This window comes from Bradyrhizobium sp. USDA 3650, from assembly GCF_054057395.1.
Genome location: NZ_JBSRZG010000001.1, coordinates 1,623,423 through 1,640,396 on the forward strand (window position 1 = coordinate 1,623,423; position 16,974 = coordinate 1,640,396).

A 16,974-nucleotide genomic window follows, 5' to 3' on the forward strand; every position below is an offset into this window, starting at 1 on the left:
CGATAACAGCCGCTGATCGGGCGGTGACGTCGGAACGTAGATATTGGTGGAAGCTTCCGTCGGCGCACTAGTGCACACAAGCGGCAGAGAGCGGTTCACGTTGGCGGCACTTCCTCCTGCAGCATGTACATGGATCAGGTCGGAGCCACCAAGCATCGCGTCCCGCTAGCGCGGGGAACAAGGTCAAGGCATGCAGGTTGACCTTGCGGCAGGGAGAGTTGTCGTGAGCGAAGAGGAGCTGACCAGCAAAGCCGAGCGCGCGCTCGTTACCGTTGCGCTTAGCCTGACGATGCTGGTTCTTTGCGTCGGAGCCCTGATCTGTCGCTAGCGCGTTGCTCTGTTCGCCGCTCGGTGTTCGCCAATCCTACCGCTCTTCAGTCGGATGCCACCCATTTCTATGGGGTTGAGCGCAGGTTGCCATGATCGGAGAAGCACTATCGTCTCACTTCAACGAAGTTCCTTTGTCCCCTCTCGATATTTCACGTGCACAGGTGCTGTGCGGTTTCGTCGCAATGTTTCCGGGAAATGAACTCCTATAATCAGATCATCATGGCTTACGTCATCGACATTGATGCGCACACCGCGCGTTTTGCTCTTCACGCCGGCCGCCTCCAAGCAGGCGGTTAGCCGGACGGTGTTCGCGCCGTCCGGGCTCTTTTCCAGCTTTCGTGACCTCCACTCGAGAGGTCGTCTTGAAGCAGAAGGAGTGCGCCGTGCTGCCTCTTCTAAAAATCGCACTGACCTCATCAGACTATCCGCGGCTCGAACAGCTCGCCCGCTTCTCCATCCAAAAAGGAGATTTGGACGGGATATTCCTCATGGGCGAAATCAACCGCGCCGATATCGTCCCGGACGAAGCGGACAACGTCCGTCCTTTCGTGACGATCGGATCATGGGTCACCCATTGCACGAATTGGGGCGTTCCGCGTCGCACTGTGCAACTGGTCTGGCCCGAGGAGTGCTGGTCGGATCCCGCCTGCATTTCGGTGTTGACCCCGCTGGGTACAGCTTTGATCGGACTGCAGGTCGGCGATCAGATGCCGTACTTCGTCGCCGGATGTCTGAATGTCGTCAGGGTCCAAAGCCTGACCCCATCGGATTCAAAGGTCGTCCCACTCTTCCGGAGAGGGCCGAGGCGGTCAGGCAACCCGTGCGACGACGATCCCGGACCAACTGCAGCATAGGAGCGACCAATGCACAATTTCGAAGCTGAGAGCCGGCGAGAACAGCCGGCGTTGCCGCCGATCAAGATCACTGAGGACGAATCGCGGCGCCTGAGTTCCTTGGCCAATTCGAGCATGGATCTGTTTCCGCGAGTGGCCCATTTTCTGGCTCGAGAGATGGAACGTGCCACGGTGACGGACGAGAACGACTTGCGAGGCGTGATCAGGATGGGATCGAAAGTGACCTATCGCGACGACGAGACGGGTGCGAGCCGAGAGATCGTGCTGGTGTATCCGCATGAAGCAAACATCGAGCTCAATCGGATCTCGGTCCTGACGCCTGTTGGAGCGGCCTTGATCGGCCTATCGCCGGGACAGCGGATCGAATTCGAGACGCCCCACAAGCGCACCAGGGGCCTGACCGTTCTCGCGGTGTCCGAATAAGGCCCGTACGTTAAGTCAGACGTCTCAAGTCGCGGCCGTGCGGTTGTACACACTCACTCTTTGGAAAAAGACAGGAACATTCCTGCAATTGCCAAGTTTTCCCGATGCCCTTCCCCAAGGGCGACCCCGAGTGGCCCCAGCTCCATGCCCCCCAATAGCCCCGCGAGCTGGGGCCCGTCTTTTCTCGAAATTCGGGAGACCGCACCGGCGAGCTTCCTGCCATTAATGTCGAGGCCATGGCGGAAGAGCCGCCTAAGCCCTTGACGAAGAACTAGGGTTGCCTCGGTGGATGGCGTAGCCGAACAGGCCCCTCTCGAGGTTGCATGTCTCGGCATAGTCTCGCCGCCATCTTGGTGCCCAGCTCCTTCTCGACGATTTCGACCGAGTTATCGCAGTGCGCGTTCCTGCTCCCCGCCAAGGAGGCCGTCATGTCGAGATTAGCGATCGTGTTAATGTCGGCACTTTCTGTGACTTCTGCCACCGCGCAAGATGCTGCGTCCGGACGATCGCACGAGCCGGCCGCTGCCAGCGCGTATGAAACTCAGCCTTTCCTTTTTGATGGACGGATGCGAGGCCACGGCATGAGGCAGCGAGGGCCTGCCGACAATCGTCACCCCAACGCCGGTGCCATTGGCGTGCAACCGAGAGCAAACGAGCCAAGGCGCGAACGATGAGCCCGCGTGCCCGCTTTGATCTGCCCGCCCAGTTGTTTGCCCTGGACGAGGTGATCAATTGCGCCGGCAATGTCTCCGATCGGCCTATCGCCTCCGGCTTCCAGATCGGCGGATCGCTTGTGCGGCAGAGACGAGCATGATAGCAGGAGCCATCGGGTCAAACACAACCGCCCGACCAGCTTTCGAGCCAAGCGTTGTTTCGCTCCATTACGGAGGTGAAACATGTCTTGCGACAGCACCACTGGCTCAATCGGCACATCCAGCGCAGCCTTCGTCCCTTCTCCAAATCCTGGATGGTTCTGGAAGTTAATGCTCGCGCTGCTGGACGGCATCACACGGCGCCGCCAGTACGACGAACTTCTCGAATTGGACGACCGGCTTCTCGCGGACGTCGGCTTATCGAGAACAATCGTTGGGGAAGCTCGACGGTGTTACTTCTCGGGTTGGCGCGACGATCGGTGATCGTCATATCCACTCGATGAGCGGCCACACCTGAGCGTGCGCAGGCGGCGCGTCTGCTTATCCCTGTGGATCAGACGGCCGCCAAGCTCGCAAAAGGCCGAAAAACTTTTCACTGCGATCTTGACGTCTTCTCAGAAGTCCAGCTTGTCGCGTATGGCGTCAATTCCGGCTTTCGCGCACGCTTCGTCCGCGTCACCGCCCGGCGCGCCGGACACGCCGACCGCTCCGACCAGGGAGCCGCCGGCTTCGACGATCAGCCCGCCGGCGATGACGACCGCTCCGGGAAGGTTGCGAATGCCCGCCTGCATCATGCCCGGCTGGCTGATCGCATTCAGCTCGGTCGTGCTGGTCTTGAACGAGGCAGCTGTCCACGCCTTGCCTGCTGCCGTTGAGGGCGTGTGAGGGCCTGCAAAGCGGTCGCGCAACATCACTTGCGTGACGCCGAAGCGATCGACGACGGCAACTGCAATTTGGTATCCACGGGTGCGGCAGTTCGCCAACGCAGCGCGCGCAAGATCGAGCGCCAGTTCCGGACCGAGCGATTTGTAGGCGACCAAAGCTTCCTCCGCCCGTGCTGGGTAGATGGACGCAATCAGCAGGGCCGTCGCGACCGACAGGGATCGAACGTTCATGGCAATCTCCGGCATAGGTGACCAAGCGCTTATTTGATCTCACCATATGTCAGATCATCGAACAGGGTCACGCTATCTGCCTTGGTTCACAGGCTCCGCATAACGGCGCCGGCCACGTCTTGAAAATCGCGGACGACCTCGTTAGTCTCCGTTGCGTGGGGACAAAGCAGACTCCCCGTGAGGCCTCGGTCCAAGCTCTGCGCAGCACGCCATTCGTGGAGCTTGCGCATGGACACCGAACGACACCCTTCTCACCAACACACCGTCGCCATCCTCTCGCGAGGCGACGCTGCCGCGCGGCGGGATGCGACGGCGCAAAACAGCCGCTTCGTCCGCGTCTTCGGAGCACTCGCGGCGGTCGGCATCGAAGCCCGGCCGGCGATCTACGACGAAAGCCTCGCCGAAGAGGTCCGCGAGCAGTTGCTCGCGGTGGACGGCGTGCTCGTCTGGGTCGATCCGATCCACCAGGGCAAGACGCGGGTTGAGCTTGATCCCCTGCTTCGCGACGTAGCGGCGCGGGGCGTGTGGGTCAGCGCTCATCCGGACGTCATTCTCAAGATGGGCACCAAGGAGGTACTCTATCGTACCCGCTCGATGGGGTGGGGATGCGACACGGCTTTATATCAAACCGCCGAGGCCATGCGCGCCGAGTTGCCGACACGGCTCGCCACCGGTCCGCGCGTGATCAAGCGCAACCGCGGTAACGGCGGCCAAGGCGTGTGGAAGGTCGAGAGCCTGCCGAATTCCCCGATGATAAAGGTGCTGGACGCGACCAAGGATGTCTCCGAGGAACTGACGTTGGAGAGTTTTCTCGGTCGCTGCACGGAATATTTCGAGAACGGCAGCGTGGTCGATCAGCCATTCCAGCCTCGCTTGAGCGAAGGCGTGGTGCGCTGCTATATGGCGGGCGATCGCTGTGCCGGCTTCGGCTCTCACAAAGTCAAAGCCCTGGTTGACTCGCCGGATGCCCGTTCCGAGGCCGGACCGCGGCTCTATACCTCGAACGCAGACTCGCGCTTCCAGCGGCTGCGTCGCTTGATGGAAGACGAGTGGACCCCGGGAATGATGAAGACGCTGGACATCGACGCAGGCTCGCTTCCGGTCATCTGGGACGCGGACTTCCTGTACGGTCCGAAAGACGCGGCCGGTGCCGACACCTACGTCCTGTGCGAGATCAACGCGAGTTCATGCTTCGCGATCCCCGAGGAGGCCCCGGCGGCGATCGCAAGGACGGTGAAGCAGCGGCTCTCGCAAACGCAACCGGCTGGATCGGCGGACAGGAGGCCCTAAGCAAGAATGCCGCGGCATCTCGTGCTGCGGCACTCCGCCAGAGGCGCCGGTCATACGCGGATGTTGACGCGCTCATCGCCAAATGCCAGTTTCCCGCGCGGTAGTGTCCGCAAGGACTCTCCAAGGGAATGCGGTGCGTCCACCTCGAGTGGGCAATTCCGCGGCTGCCCCCGCAACTGTAGGCGGATAGCCGACGACCAAACGAACCACTGGAGCCCCGCTTGGGCCTCTGGGAAGGTGGTCGAAGGCGATGACCCGCGAGCCAGGAAACCTGCTACCAGCCATGGTCACGCGCGAACGCATTGGGCGGGGTGCCCTGATGTCGGAAGAGTAGCCGGTGCATCTGCCGCTAGGGGCGAAGGCAGACTGCTAAGGCAACCGCGGTGACGGTTAGTTTGCGTCGCCGCAGAGCGTTGTCGTGCAAAATCTTTATTTCGGTCCGGGCGTTGCGCCGGAACATTCGCGTGTCCTTATCCAGATCTCTCAGGGAAGAGCCGGCAATTTTCGGCGCGCCACACCTGCCCTGCTCGCCTTGCTGCTCTCGACATCCCTGTCCTCCATGGCGATGGCGCAGACCGCGGTCCGCGACAACGCCTCCCGCGAGGTCGGCCCGGTGATCGTCACCCCGCCCACTCCAAGACCGGCCGTAACCGTCAGCCCCGGCGCTCAGAGATCGCGCACGGCCCGGCGCAACGTAGGGCGTAATCGCGCCGCTCCGGTGGTTGCCAACCCAACAACCCAGCCTCCGAGCTATCAGGTGCAGACGCCGTTGAACACGGCCGCCGTCACCGATGTCGGCTCCCGGCTCGGAATCACGGCACGGGAAACGCCAGCGACCGTCGAGGTCATTGACCAGCAGACCATGCAGGATCAGGGCATCAGGACCACTACCGATGTCGCCAAGGCCGCGGTCGGCGTCACCGGCGGCGATGCGCCGGGCGCGCCCGCAATCTTCTCCATGCGCGGCTTTAGCGGCGACCAGCTCACCACCCTCTACAACGGCATCCCGATCGGGCCGTCGACCATGACGGGCCGGCCCATGGATACCGCCAATCTGCAGCAGGTCGAGATCATCAAGGGCCCCAACTCCCTGGTATCGGGACTCGGATCCACCGGCGGTGCGATCAACTACGTCACCAAGGCGCCGCACACCGGGCCCATTATCAACGAGGCCTTCACCTCCTACGATTCCTTCAACGGCTATCGCGCCGGCTACGGTTCCGGCGGCAGCACGCTGGTCAATGGCCTCGACTACCGTTTCGACATCAGCCATTCCAACGACAAGAGCTTCATCGACGACACCTATTCGAAGCTCAGCAACGTCTCGGGCCAGTTGAACTACCGCGTCAACGACAGCCTGAAGATCTGGGGCGCCGCCGAATACAAGCAGGACAAGGACCGATTCTATTGGGGAACGCCGCTGGTGCCGGCGAACGCGCCCGGCGTCGTGCCGACGTCAGGCATCGTCTCGGGCCAGTGGACCAATTACTACCTCAACGGCCATGCCGGGGCGCTCAATCCCGTTACCATCGACGCGCGCACGCTGACGACAAGCTACAACGTGCTCGACAATCACAGCGGGGCCAACGAGCTCTGGCTGCGCAGCGGCTTCCAGTGGGACATCACCAACAACATCTCGCTGCGCAGCCAGGTCTACGGCTACGACGCGCATCGGCACTGGTTCAACAACGAGATCAGCTCGTTCGACGATTCCGGGCCGAACAACGTCTATCGCGAGCGGCTGGCGCTGGACCACGCGCAACGGCTCTATGGCAACATCACCGACCTCACCGTCAATTCCAACCTCGGTGGAATGGACAACCGCTTCGTCGCTACGGTTGCGGCAAGCAGCTCGCAATTCAACGTCTCGCAGGATACAAAGTTCTTCTCCGACACGGTCGAGCTGATCAATCCGGACCGCGGGCTTTACGGCCCGCGCAGCGACGAGAAGATCTACACCCATCTCGACACCACGGCGCTGTCGTTCGAGGACCGGCTCAAGCTGACCTCGACCTTCGCGCTGATCGGCGGCATCCGGTTCGAGGATATCGAACTATCGCGCACGCGCTTCAATCCCGACGGCTCGCTAGCGTCCGGAAAAGGCTATCCGTTCTCGACCAAGTTCAATCCGGTCACCGGGCGCATCGGCTACACCTGGGACATCGCGCCCGGGGTGATGCTGTACAGCCAATATGCGACGGCGGCGGACCCGACGGTGGCCAACATCTTCATCCTCGCGCCAAAGGTGCCGCTGCTGCTGACGACGTCGCGGACCTACGAGACCGGCGTGAAGCTGCAATCATCCGACAAGCGCGCCGAGGCGACGTTCTCGGCGTTCGACATCGAACGCAAGAACGTCTACGTGCCCGAGAGCGGCATCGTGTTCAACGTCGCCGGCAAGATGGCCTCCAAGGGCGTCGAGATCGCTGCGGCGGTGAACCCGGTCGGCGGCCTGAAGCTGTGGGCCAATGTCGCCTTCGTGCAATCGCGCTTCGTTGACTTCAACTATGTCGACGGCAATGGCGACTTCCAATCCTATTCGGGCAAGACCCCGCCGAACGTCCCGAACTTCATCGCCAATGCCGGGGCGTCCTATCGCTTCGGCACCAAATTGCCGGTGGAGATCGGCGGCCTCGTCCGTCACGTCGGCGACAGGTTCAACTTCCAGGACAATCTGGTGACCATGAACGCCTATACGATCTTCGACGCGTTCGCGTTCGTCGATATCCCAAAGGCTTATTTCCCGGGCGTCGACCAGACCCGTATCAGCTTTCGCGTGAGGAACCTGACGAATAAGCTCTACGCCGCCTGGGGCGACCCCGGCTATACCGATCAGATCATCCTGGGAGCGCCGCGCAGCTACGAGGTCGCGGCCTCGTTCAAGTGGTGAGGGGGGAGGATCGCCGCTCTCACGTCACTTCGCGCCGTGCTCCGGCTGGACCGAGCTGCTTCGACGCCGCGCCCACAGCAGCGCCAGCGGGCCCAGCGCGATTCCGGCCGCGAGGACGCTGAATGCCAGCAGCCAGCCGGCCGCGCTCTGCGGGCCGCCGGCTGCGTCGAGCGCGGCGCCGGTGCCCCAGGCGCCGACCGCCGACAGGCCGAAGCCGACCGTCGAATGCAGGGCCAGGGTCGCGCCGCGATGTTCGGAGACAGCCGCGGCCGACATGCCGGCGGTCAATGCGCCCGAATCCGCCGGCACGGTCAGGCCATAGGCAAGCAGCAGCAGCGCGAGCACCCATGCCGGCGCTGTCGCGTTGAGGCCGATGATGAGCGCGACGCAGGCCGACGCGATCATCACGACCGTGATCGCGCGATGGCGGCCGAACTTCAGCGCGGCCTCGTTGCCGAGGATGCTGGCCGGCATCGAGATCACCGCGAAGCAGAAGCTCAGCACGACGGGGCTCAACCATGACGGCGCGCCTTGGTGGGCGACGACGAAGGTCCAGAACCCGACCAGCCAGGTGCGGATGCCGTAGAGCTCGAAGCAATGAGCGCCGTAGCCGAAGATGTATCCGAGCGCCTCGCGGTTGGCGAAGACGGGCGCGAAGTTCAAGAGGCGTCCCGTCTTCGGCGCGGGCCGCTGCGCCTGCATCAGAAGGCACGCGACGACCATTGCGATAGGTCCAAAGCCGGTGACAAGGAAGGCGGTCCGCCATCCCCAGCGGTCGGCGATCACTTGCGCGACCAGGAACGAGAGGCCGACGCCGACCGAGAAGCTCGACGTGTACAGCGTGACGGCGCGCGAGGTGTCGCCGGGGGGAAGCCGGTCCGTCAGCGCCTTCAAGCCCGGCATGTAGGCGCCGGCAAATCCAAGCCCTGCCAGGGACCAGATCGCGGTCGCGGACCAAAACCCTTGCGCGAAGAGTCCGAACGCTGCGGTCGCCAGCCCGCTGACGATCGAGCCCCAGAGCAGGACGAGCCGCGCGTCGATCCGGTCGGTCAACGTCGTCAGCACGGGCACGGCGAGCATGTAGCCGAACGCGTAACCGCTCGCCATCAAGCCGCCTTCGGCCGCCGACAGTCCCCACGCCGGCATCAGATGCTGCGCCAGATTTGCGGACAACGTCACATGCGGCAGCAGATTGCCGACCTGGCCGATGCACATCACCGCGATCAGAGACCGCCCGCTCAAGTTACGAATGCTGTCCTCCCGCCCCCGAGCCGACACGGCGCACCAACCACAATGGGCAACTCTCCGGCTGCAGCTGCAAGACCCAACTTCATGAACAACCGCACCCCGAAGCGCGGGCCTTCTTCGCCGCTTCGTCGTCGGCGCAACAGGCCGTCGGTTGCTGCTTCGCCGGCCCACCGCAACATCCCGATGCGGCTCCGGCGGCTTCGACGCCACCGCGCGAGCAGACGCCGGTCTCCGGTAGCACGAGCTCCACCCTTGCGGCGGCTTTCTTGTCGCCGGCGAGATCGGCTGCAATCGAGCGCACCTGCTCATAGCCTGTCATCATGAGAAAGGTTGGGGCGCGGCCATACGACTTCATGCCCGCCATGTAGAAGCCTGGCTCATCGTGCGCGAGCTCGCGCGCGCCGTGCGGGCGGACCGTGCCGCAGCTGTGCTCGTTGGGATCGATCAGCGGCGCCAGCACGACCGGCGCTTCGATGGCGGGATCGAGCCGCAGGCGCAATTCGGACAGGAACGAAAAGTCGGGACGAAATCCGGTCGAGACGATCAGCTCGTCCACGATCACGCTTCGCGCACCGCAACCCGAGCCGGCCGCGATCTCGAGGCGGCCTTCGGAGTCCGACAGATGCGTGACGGCGAATTCCGTTTCGACCCTGATCTTCCCGGCGACAACGAGCGCAGCGAACGCGCTGCCGAGCTCTCCGCGTGCAGCGAGCTTGTCATTCCGGCCGCCGCCAAACGCCTTGGCGGGATCGGCGCCGCGCAACAGCCAGATCGCTTGCGTCCCCGGCGCCTCGTCCGCGAGATGCACGAGATCGATCAGGGTGCCCACCGCGGAATGACCGGCGCCGAGCACCGCAACAATCTTCCCGGCATATCTGGCGCGGCCGGCACCACGGACATCGGGCATGCCATAGGCGATGTGGCCGGCGCATTCACGCTCGCCGATCGCGGGCAGACCATTGCCTCCGGCGGGATTGGGCGAGAACCATGTGCCTGACGTATCGATCACGGCATCCGCGTACAGCACTTCGAGACCTTTGCCGTTCTGGTAGCGGATTTCGAACGGCGCCTGCTCACGTCCCTTCGTCTTCGCCTTGTCGAAGCCGACGCGGCTGATGGCCGAGACGCGGCTGGATGTCCGGATCACCTCGCGCAGTGGCGTTCGCGTCGCAAGCGGCGTCAAATATCGATCGATCAGCTCGCCGCCGGTCGGATAGGCGCTCGGGTCCGGCGAATTCCATCCCGTCGGCGCGAGCATGCGCGCGGCGGCCTTGTCGATATTGTACTCCCACGGCGAGAAGAGCTGGACCTGCTGCCACTGGCGAACCGCGTGCCCCGCTTCGGGTCCTGCCTCCAGCACGGTGGGGGACATGCCACGCTCCAGGACGTGCGCGGCTGCTGCGAGGCCGACCGGCCCTGCCCCGATGATGGCGACCGTTCTAGCGTTCATTCGGCTTCTCCCATGCTTCTAGAATCATCGAACAAAACGAGCCAAAAAAGATCACGCCGCCGTTTGCGTCGTCTTGCATCCGACTTCGTCTGCGCAGCACTCCGCCGCCAGGAAATCGACCAGACCCCGCATCGCGTCGAAGTTTGCGTGGCAGACGAGGCTCGTCGATTCCCGGACCTGGCTGACGAGCCCGACCGAGACCAGGGTCTTGATATGATGCGACAGCGTCGACGCCGGTATCTTCAGCTTGTCCTGCAAGCGGCCGACAGGCATGCCGGAGTGCCCGGCCCGGACCAGGGCCCGGTAGATCTGGAGTCGGGTCTGATTACCCAGGGCCTCCAAACGTGCTGCTGCGTCGGCAATCTTCATGGCCGCGATGATGCGCCTGCTGGTCCGCGCCGTCAACTATACTTCTAGAATATTCGAAATAGTGAGCCGGCGACGCGCTTCCGATTCGGATTGACGGAGCTTCTACACTTCCATAAATCTGGATATATGGAAACAGAAGAAGCCGTTCTCGCGCTCGCCGCGCTGTCCCAATCGACCCGGCTGGAGGCCTTCCGGGCACTGGTCAGGCACGAGCCTGACGGTCTCGCTGCCGGCGATCTCGCCCGGCTGCTGGAGGTCCCCCAGAACACGCTCTCGGCGCATCTGTCGATCTTGACGCGCGCGCGCCTCGTCACCTCCGACCGGCGCAGCCGTTCGATCGTCTACCGCGCCAACCTTGTCGAACTCCGGGACGTCGCGGTCTTCCTGCTCCGGGATTGCTGCGGAGGGCGGCCGGAAGTTTGCGAGCCGGTCGTCGAAACCCTCCAAGCCTGCTGCTCTCCGAAACGAAAGGAGAAAAGCCGTGCCTGATCAATTCGATCTTCCGCGCCGCCTCGCGGCCGAGGCGCTCGGCACGGGCATTCTCGTCGCCACGGTGGTCGGCTCCGGCATCATGGCGGAATCCTTGACCAAGGATGTCGCGCTTGCGCTTCTCTGCAACACGCTGCCGACGGGAGCCATTCTGGTTGTCCTGATCACGATGTTGGGCCCGATCTCCGGCGCGCACTTCAATCCGGCGGTCACGCTGGTCTTCACCGGCAAGCGCGAGCTGCCGGTGAACGAGGCCGCTCTCTATGTGATTGCGCAGATCGCCGGCGGCATCTCGGGAACGATGGCGGCGCATCTGATGTTCGGACTCCCCCTGCTCGACCTCTCGGCGAAGGTGCGAACCGGAGGACCGCAATGGTTCGCCGAAGCCGTCGCCGCTTTCGGTCTGGTTGCGACGATCCTGGCCGGCATCCGGTTTCAGCGCACGGCCGTCCCTTGGCTGGTCGGCCTCTACATCACGGCGGCCTATTGGTTCACGGCCTCGACCTCGTTTGCCAATCCTGCCGTGGCCATTGCGAGATCGCTGACAAACACATTCACGGGCATACGTCCCACCGACCTACCCGGATTCATTGTCGCGGAGCTCTGCGGAGCCCTTGTTGGCATGCTGTTGATGAACTGGCTTCTCGGACACTCCCGCGCGGCCGGCCCCATCCCAATCGTGGAGACAACCCGATGACCGTCACGATCTATCACAACCCCGGCTGCGGCACCTCGCGCAACACGCTGGCGATGATCCGGCAGAGCGGCGTCGAACCCGTCGTGATCGAATATCTGAAGACGCCGCCATCCCGCGAAACGCTGGTCGAGCTGGTCAAGGCCCTCGGCATCTCCGTTCGCGCGCTGCTGCGCGAAAAAGGCACGCCCTACAAGGAGCTCGGCCTCGATGACCCCAAATGGTCCGACGACGAGCTGATCGACCGGATGCTCGCGCACCCCATCCTGATTAACCGCCCGATCGTGGTGACCCCCAAGGGCACACGCTTGTGCCGGCCTTCGGAAGCCGTGATCGATCTCCTGGACAATCCCGTCGGCCGCTTCGTGAAGGAAGATGGCGAGGTGGTCGAAGCGCGATAGGCTTACGGGGCCGGGATCAGATCTTCGGGATCTTCGCCCGCTCCACCACGCCGGTCCATTTGCTGATCTCGGTCTCGATCAGCTGCTTCATCTCCTCCGGCGAGCTGCCGCGGACTTCGCCGCCGACGGCGGTCTCCAGACGTTGCTTGAGGTCGGGATCCCTGAGTGCGTCCAGCGTCGCCGCATTGAGTGCAGCCATGATGGCGGGCGGCGTTCCCTTCGGGGCCAGCAGGCCGGCCCAGGTGCGCACGTCATATCCCTTGATCCCGGCTTCCTGAACCGTCGGCACGTCGGGCAACAATGCGGTGCGCGTCGGCGAGGTCACCGCCAGACCGCGGATCGCACCGCCCTGGATTTGCGCGGCGAGCAGGACCGGCGTGCCGACGATCACCGGAACCTCTCCGCCGAGCAGCGCGGTGACCGCTTGAGAATCGCCGCGATAGGGCACGTGCACGATCTCGACGCCGGCGGCCGCGTTCAACAGCTCTCCTGCAAGATGGTGCGTGCTGCCGAAACCGACCGATCCGAAGGAGAGCGCACCGGGCTTCTGCTTTGCCATGGCGACGAGCTCGCCCAGCGATTTCGCCGGATAATCGCTACGCACGGCAATGACGAGCGCGTAATAGACCAGCGTCGAGATCATCTCGAAGCTCTCGGCCGGCTGGTAGGCGAGGCTCTTGTAGGTCGCCGCGGAAATGGCGTGAGCGCCTGTGACGAGCCCGATCGTGTAGCCGTCGGGCGCCGCTTTCGCGATGGCATCCGCGGCGATGTTGCCGCCGGCGCCGGGCTTGGCCTCGACGATGATCGGCTGCCCCAGCTTTTTCGAGAGCCCGTCGGCGATGATGCGCGACAGCGTGTCGGCCGCGCCGCCGGCGGCAAATCCATGAAGCAGCCGGATCGGGCGCGACGGATAATTGTCCGCCGACGCCGAAGTGGTTGCGAGACAACCGCCAAACAGAAAAATCGCCGCAGCAAGCCGCTTCATCCTTCGCATGGATGCGTCCTCCCCTTTTGATTGTTCTATCGTTGGCCGCGACGAGGCGGCGTTCTTCAAGTCGAGTTTGAATCCGCTAGCGGGCGAACTCCGTGCATTCAGGCGATGGAGGCATGCCCCAGACGTCGCGCGGCAGACCGACCCAGACTTTTGGCCGCTGCGGTCGATCGCGATGCCAGGGACGCGGCTCGAAATAGCCGAGCTCCTCGTCGGTCATGCGGTCGAGGTCGTGGAACAGCTCGACCAGATGCCCGTCGGGATTGCGATGATAGATCGCCGTGTTGTGGCCGGGGCCGTGACGTACCGGTCCCCAGAGCACCGGGAGCTTATGTCGGGCGAGATGGTCGCACGCCTGCTGCATGTGGGTCGGCCCCCGCAGCTCGAACGCGACATGATGCAGGCCGCGGCCGGGCGCGCGCGCGAAGTTCAGCGTGTGATGTTCATAGCCGCTGCGCATGAAGACGAAGCGGTCCTCGATCCAGTCGGAGACCCGCAGGCCCATCATGTTCGCGTAGAACTCCGAGGCCGCGCGCGGATCGGGCGTGCGAAGGGCGACATGGCCGAGCTTGGTGACGGCAAGCGCACCGATCCGCTCCTGCGCGGGCGTCGGCTTCCAGCCCTGGATCAACTCGAAGCGTGTGCCTTCGGGATCGCTGAACGACAGCAGCCTGGAAACGCCAGGCAGGGGATCGCTCTGAAGTTCGGGCCGCAGATCAGCCTGCTTCAGCGCGGCGCCCAGCGCCTCGATCTGGACATCAGGAGATATCTCGAAGGCAATGCTCGTCAGCGCCGCGTCGCCGGGTTCGATCACCAGCGAAAGCTGCTCGGAATCGTTGGCGAGGAAGATGCGGTTGCCGTCGCGGCCGACGAGGCCAAGACCGATCACGGCGCGGTAATAGTCGAGCAGCCGCTCAGGATCGGGCGAGGCGAAGCTCGCATGCCGCAGCCGGGTGAAGCGTGCAATGGGTGCTTGTGTCGTCATCGTGCAATCCACCCCCTCATGGCGTCATGATGATCTTGCCGAGCGCGGAGCCCTGCTCGAGCAGCGTGTGGGCCTGCCTGACCTCGTCGAGTTTCAGGACCGCCGAGATCGCCGGCTTGATCGCATTGCGGCTCAGCGCGTCGATCACGTTGCGCATGAGCGCGCGACGCCCGTCGCGATCGTGGTCGTAGATGTGGAAGGAGAAGCAGCGTATCGCCGGGCAGATGTCGAGATGGTCGCGCATCGCCGCCATCAGGTTTTCTTCCGGCAATCCGGCGAAGGCGTTGTACGACAGCAGCGTCCCCCATTTGCCGAGCGCGCCGAGATAGCCGGTGAACTCGGGCCCACAGACGTGATCGAGCACGAGGCCAACGCCCTCGCCATTGGTCAGCTCGCGGGTCCGCGCCACCACGTCTTCGCGGCGGTAGAAGATGATCTCATCGGCGCCGTTGTCCCGCGCGAATGCGGCCTTCTCTTCGGTGGAGACCGTGCCGATGACATTTATCTGCGCGAGCTTGGCGAGCTGCACCAGCGCGGTGCCGACACCACCCGCCGCCCCGATCACCAGCACGCTCGCCGGTGCGCGCGGATGGCGGCACTCGTTCAGCAGCGCGTAGGCCACCTGGTAGTTCGACAGGCACACGGCCGCTTGCAGATCGACATTGTCGGGCAGCACGTGAATGGCGTCGGCGGGCGCGACCACATAGTCGGCATAGCAGCCGCCGCGCTGCGACAGGTCGCGCGCGCTCAGCAGCACCTTCTGGCCAATCGCAAACCCTTCGACGTCCGACCCGAGCGCGGCAATGCGGCCGGCGACGTCGTTGCCGGGATTGGCCGGCAGCGGCGGCATCCATTTGTAGACGCCACGCCGGATCAGCACATCGGGCTGCCCCACCCCGAATGCTTCGGCGCGGATCTGCACTTGGCCGGGTCCGGGCATAGGCACCGGAAGCTCGACCAGTTCGAGTGCATCCGGCCCACCCGGCTGACGCACCAGCACCGCTCTCATGATGTCACACGCCTCCCAAGCCGTATTTTCGAAAATCATACCGATTACGAAAATTATTGCAAGATGCTCGTTAGCGCGGCATGTTGAGCCATCGATTCAATGACGGAAACCATGTCCGACAGCGCCATTCGCCCCCGCAAGGAATTCGGCAAGACCGTTGCCGCCGACATCACCCATCGGCTGCGCGAGGAGATCATTGCCTGCGGCCTGGCGCCGGGCGAGCCGCTGCGATTCGACGTCCTGCGCGAACGATTCGGCGTAAGTTTCACGACGCTGCGCGAGGCGCTGACGGCGCTTACGGCCGAAGGCCTGGTCGACGCGCAGGAGCAGCGCGGATTTCGCGTAGCGCCCGTCAGCCGCCAGGATCTGGTGGAGGTCACCGATGCGCGGGTGCTGATCGAGGTGGAATTGATCCGCCGCGCGATCGAGCGGGGCGACGACGATTGGGAAATCGCCGTCATCTCCACACTGCATAGATTGAAGCGAATCGAGCAGCGCGATCCCGAACATCCGCTGCGCGATCCCGAATGGAAGATCGCCCACCGCCAATTCCACCAGGCGCTGGTCTCCGCCTGCGGCTCGGCGACACTGCTCGCCATTCGCGCCGAGCTGTTCGATCGCGCCGAGCGCTATCGGCATCTCTCGGCCAATTTCCGGCCGCGTCCGCGCGACAAGGCCGGCGAGCACCAGGCGATCATGCAGGCCGCCATCTCGCGCAATCCGGATCTCGCTGTGCAGCTGATCGAGACGCATATCCGCTCGACCGCCGACAACGTGGCAACCTACGCCGCGCATCTGCTCGATATCGAATAGGCGGCAACGGCTTTTTACCGCCGTGGGCTTGCGCGCCGCTCCATTTTCGAAAATAATAGACAAGATCGAAAATGCCAACCTTTGAGGCGTGACCATGAAGCTGCTGTCGTTCTTGGACGGAAATCGGGAAAGCTGGGGCGCCGTTGTCGAAAATGGCGTCGTGGATCTCGGTCGCGCCCTGCCCCAGTACCCTGTTCTCGCGGACTTCCTCGGCAGCGACGACTATGCGCGGCGCGAGGCCATCGTCGCCGGGCACAAGCCCACGATGGCGCTCAGTGACGTCAAATATCTTCCGGTGATCCCGCGTCCGGAGAAGATCGTCTGCGCCGTGCGCAATTATCTCGACCACCACAATGAAGCCGTGGCGTTCGGCATGAAGCGCGAGATCACGGAATTTCCGCCGATCTTCCTCCGGGTCTGGCGCTCCCAGGTCGCGCACGACGCGCCCGTGATCCGGCCGAAAGTCTCGGACAATTTCGACTGGGAGGGCGAGCTGGCTGTCGTCATCGGCAAGGGCGGCCGTCACATCAGCCAGGCCGACGCCTGGGATCACGTGGCGGGCTACTCGATCTACAACGACGTCAGCGTGCGCGACTGGCAGCGCCACGCCCAGCAGATCGCTTCCGGCAAGAACTTCGTCGGCACCGGCCCGTTCGGTCCCTGGCTGGTGACGCCGGACGAGATCGGCGATCCCACCAAATTGAAGCTCGAGACGCGCGTCAACGGCGCGGTGGTGCAATCCTCCGACACCTCGATGCTGATCTTCTCGATCCCGCGGCTGATCGAGTACAGCTCGACCATCTTCGATCTCGTCCCCGGCGACGTCATCGCCACCGGCACGCCGGCCGGCGTCGGCTTCACCCGCAAGCCGCCTGTTTTCCTCAAGCCCGGCGACGTGGTCGAGGTCGAGATCGAGAACATCGGCGTGCTGCGCAATCCCGTCGTCGACGAAGCATAGAGCCTGCGCATG

18 protein-coding genes and 1 riboswitch are annotated in these 16,974 nt (G+C 63.8%); of the genes, 11 read left to right on the forward strand and 7 right to left on the reverse strand.

The window, feature by feature from the left end; translation table 11 throughout:
- The first annotated feature begins 692 nt into the window (after positions 1-692).
- The 4 genes from ACVIN2_RS07815 (at position 693) to ACVIN2_RS07830 (ending at position 2,743) form a co-directional block, all read left to right on the forward strand.
- On the forward strand, positions 693-1,184 hold the full coding sequence (locus tag ACVIN2_RS07815) for a GreA/GreB family elongation factor (RefSeq protein WP_456765155.1): 492 nt from the start codon (positions 693-695) through the stop codon (positions 1,182-1,184).
- 9 nt (positions 1,185-1,193) lie between these two features.
- A complete protein-coding gene (gene rnk, locus ACVIN2_RS07820; RefSeq protein WP_456765156.1) occupies positions 1,194-1,607 on the forward strand; it encodes a nucleoside diphosphate kinase regulator in 414 nt (137 codons plus the stop codon).
- 670 nt (positions 1,608-2,277) lie between these two features.
- A complete protein-coding gene (locus ACVIN2_RS07825) occupies positions 2,278-2,421 on the forward strand; it encodes a hypothetical protein (protein WP_456765157.1) in 144 nt (47 codons plus the stop codon).
- A 169-nt stretch (positions 2,422-2,590) separates the two neighbouring features.
- A complete protein-coding gene (locus ACVIN2_RS07830) occupies positions 2,591-2,743 on the forward strand; it encodes a DUF1127 domain-containing protein (protein WP_456769666.1) in 153 nt (50 codons plus the stop codon).
- A gap of 131 nt (positions 2,744-2,874) precedes the next feature.
- Here ACVIN2_RS07830 and ACVIN2_RS07835 read toward each other — a convergent pair whose 3' ends face one another.
- Positions 2,875-3,375, reverse strand: coding sequence for a GlcG/HbpS family heme-binding protein (locus tag ACVIN2_RS07835; RefSeq protein WP_456769667.1), 501 nt, complete (start codon positions 3,373-3,375; stop codon positions 2,875-2,877).
- 228 nt (positions 3,376-3,603) lie between these two features.
- Here ACVIN2_RS07835 and ACVIN2_RS07840 point away from each other — a divergent pair, with 228 nt between their 5' ends.
- Both ACVIN2_RS07840 and ACVIN2_RS07845 read left to right on the forward strand, forming a co-directional pair.
- On the forward strand, positions 3,604-4,665 hold the full coding sequence (locus tag ACVIN2_RS07840) for a Cj0069 family protein (protein ID WP_456765158.1): 1,062 nt from the start codon (positions 3,604-3,606) through the stop codon (positions 4,663-4,665).
- An 84-nt stretch (positions 4,666-4,749) separates the two neighbouring features.
- A riboswitch (cobalamin riboswitch) is annotated at positions 4,750-4,958 on the forward strand.
- Positions 4,959-5,083: 125 nt separating this feature from the next.
- A complete protein-coding gene (locus ACVIN2_RS07845) occupies positions 5,084-7,555 on the forward strand; it encodes a TonB-dependent receptor (protein WP_456765159.1) in 2,472 nt (823 codons plus the stop codon).
- Between the two features lie 24 nt (positions 7,556-7,579).
- Here the strand turns inward: ACVIN2_RS07845 and ACVIN2_RS07850 are convergent, their stop codons facing one another.
- The 3 genes from ACVIN2_RS07850 to ACVIN2_RS07860 form a co-directional block, all read right to left on the reverse strand.
- Entirely contained in the window at positions 7,580-8,770 is a 1,191-nt protein-coding gene (locus tag ACVIN2_RS07850; protein ID WP_456769668.1) for an MFS transporter, read from the reverse strand.
- A gap of 115 nt (positions 8,771-8,885) precedes the next feature.
- Complete coding sequence (locus ACVIN2_RS07855) at positions 8,886-10,253, reverse strand: NAD(P)-binding domain-containing protein (protein ID WP_456765160.1); 1,368 nt, start codon at positions 10,251-10,253, stop codon at positions 8,886-8,888.
- Positions 10,254-10,304: 51 nt separating this feature from the next.
- Positions 10,305-10,622, reverse strand: a complete 318-nt coding sequence (locus tag ACVIN2_RS07860) for an ArsR/SmtB family transcription factor (protein WP_456769669.1) — start codon at positions 10,620-10,622, stop codon at positions 10,305-10,307.
- A gap of 126 nt (positions 10,623-10,748) precedes the next feature.
- Between ACVIN2_RS07860 and ACVIN2_RS07865 the strand changes: the two genes are divergently transcribed.
- The 3 genes from ACVIN2_RS07865 to arsC are packed head-to-tail and all read left to right on the forward strand — an operon-like array spanning position 10,749 to position 12,206.
- On the forward strand, positions 10,749-11,111 hold the full coding sequence (locus ACVIN2_RS07865) for an ArsR/SmtB family transcription factor (RefSeq protein ID WP_456765161.1): 363 nt from the start codon (positions 10,749-10,751) through the stop codon (positions 11,109-11,111).
- Positions 11,104-11,808: an aquaporin gene (locus ACVIN2_RS07870; protein WP_456765162.1), complete on the forward strand. Its 705-nt coding sequence runs from the start codon at positions 11,104-11,106 to the stop codon at positions 11,806-11,808. Before ACVIN2_RS07865 ends, ACVIN2_RS07870 begins: the two co-directional genes overlap by 8 nt.
- Positions 11,805-12,206, forward strand: coding sequence for an arsenate reductase (glutaredoxin) (gene arsC / locus ACVIN2_RS07875; RefSeq protein WP_456765163.1), 402 nt, complete (start codon positions 11,805-11,807; stop codon positions 12,204-12,206). The genes ACVIN2_RS07870 and arsC overlap by 4 nt, the downstream gene beginning before the upstream one ends.
- A 16-nt stretch (positions 12,207-12,222) precedes the next feature.
- Here arsC and ACVIN2_RS07880 read toward each other — a convergent pair whose 3' ends face one another.
- The 3 genes from ACVIN2_RS07880 to ACVIN2_RS07890 all read right to left on the reverse strand — a co-directional run bounded on the left by ACVIN2_RS07880 (position 12,223) and on the right by ACVIN2_RS07890 (position 15,191).
- Positions 12,223-13,200: a tripartite tricarboxylate transporter substrate binding protein gene (locus ACVIN2_RS07880; protein ID WP_456765164.1), complete on the reverse strand. Its 978-nt coding sequence runs from the start codon at positions 13,198-13,200 to the stop codon at positions 12,223-12,225.
- Between the two features lie 76 nt (positions 13,201-13,276).
- The gene (locus ACVIN2_RS07885) at positions 13,277-14,182 is read right to left on the reverse strand and encodes a VOC family protein (protein WP_456765165.1); all 906 of its coding nucleotides are present in this window, start codon (positions 14,180-14,182) and stop codon (positions 13,277-13,279) included.
- A gap of 16 nt (positions 14,183-14,198) precedes the next feature.
- Positions 14,199-15,191 (reverse strand): zinc-dependent alcohol dehydrogenase family protein, encoded by a 993-nt coding sequence (locus ACVIN2_RS07890; protein ID WP_456765166.1) that lies wholly within the window; start codon positions 15,189-15,191, stop codon positions 14,199-14,201.
- A gap of 111 nt (positions 15,192-15,302) precedes the next feature.
- Here ACVIN2_RS07890 and ACVIN2_RS07895 point away from each other — a divergent pair, with 111 nt between their 5' ends.
- Positions 15,303-16,004: a GntR family transcriptional regulator gene (locus ACVIN2_RS07895; RefSeq protein ID WP_456765167.1), complete on the forward strand. Its 702-nt coding sequence runs from the start codon at positions 15,303-15,305 to the stop codon at positions 16,002-16,004.
- A gap of 94 nt (positions 16,005-16,098) precedes the next feature.
- Complete coding sequence (locus ACVIN2_RS07900) at positions 16,099-16,962, forward strand: fumarylacetoacetate hydrolase family protein (RefSeq protein WP_456765168.1); 864 nt, start codon at positions 16,099-16,101, stop codon at positions 16,960-16,962.
- The last annotated feature ends 12 nt before the right edge of the window (positions 16,963-16,974 follow it).

Bases quoted from the DNA above. Each gene is read 5' to 3' on its own strand.
- ACVIN2_RS07885 (WP_456765165.1), bottom strand. From the start codon at position 14,182: ATGACGACACAAGCACCCATTGCACGCTTCACCCGGCTGCGGCATGCG.
- ACVIN2_RS07840 (WP_456765158.1), top strand. From the start codon at position 3,604: ATGGACACCGAACGACACCCTTCTCACCAACACACCGTCGCCATCCTC.
- ACVIN2_RS07895 (WP_456765167.1), top strand. From the start codon at position 15,303: ATGTCCGACAGCGCCATTCGCCCCCGCAAGGAATTCGGCAAGACCGTT.
- rnk (WP_456765156.1), top strand. From the start codon at position 1,194: ATGCACAATTTCGAAGCTGAGAGCCGGCGAGAACAGCCGGCGTTGCCG.
- arsC (WP_456765163.1), top strand. From the start codon at position 11,805: ATGACCGTCACGATCTATCACAACCCCGGCTGCGGCACCTCGCGCAAC.
- ACVIN2_RS07900 (WP_456765168.1), top strand. From the start codon at position 16,099: ATGAAGCTGCTGTCGTTCTTGGACGGAAATCGGGAAAGCTGGGGCGCC.
- ACVIN2_RS07830 (WP_456769666.1), top strand. From the start codon at position 2,591: ATGCTCGCGCTGCTGGACGGCATCACACGGCGCCGCCAGTACGACGAA.
- ACVIN2_RS07855 (WP_456765160.1), bottom strand. From the start codon at position 10,253: ATGAACGCTAGAACGGTCGCCATCATCGGGGCAGGGCCGGTCGGCCTC.
- ACVIN2_RS07860 (WP_456769669.1), bottom strand. From the start codon at position 10,622: ATGAAGATTGCCGACGCAGCAGCACGTTTGGAGGCCCTGGGTAATCAG.
- ACVIN2_RS07850 (WP_456769668.1), bottom strand. From the start codon at position 8,770: ATGTGCATCGGCCAGGTCGGCAATCTGCTGCCGCATGTGACGTTGTCC.
- ACVIN2_RS07890 (WP_456765166.1), bottom strand. From the start codon at position 15,191: ATGAGAGCGGTGCTGGTGCGTCAGCCGGGTGGGCCGGATGCACTCGAA.
- ACVIN2_RS07880 (WP_456765164.1), bottom strand. From the start codon at position 13,200: ATGCGAAGGATGAAGCGGCTTGCTGCGGCGATTTTTCTGTTTGGCGGT.
- ACVIN2_RS07825 (WP_456765157.1), top strand. From the start codon at position 2,278: ATGAGCCCGCGTGCCCGCTTTGATCTGCCCGCCCAGTTGTTTGCCCTG.
- ACVIN2_RS07835 (WP_456769667.1), bottom strand. From the start codon at position 3,375: ATGAACGTTCGATCCCTGTCGGTCGCGACGGCCCTGCTGATTGCGTCC.
- ACVIN2_RS07865 (WP_456765161.1), top strand. From the start codon at position 10,749: ATGGAAACAGAAGAAGCCGTTCTCGCGCTCGCCGCGCTGTCCCAATCG.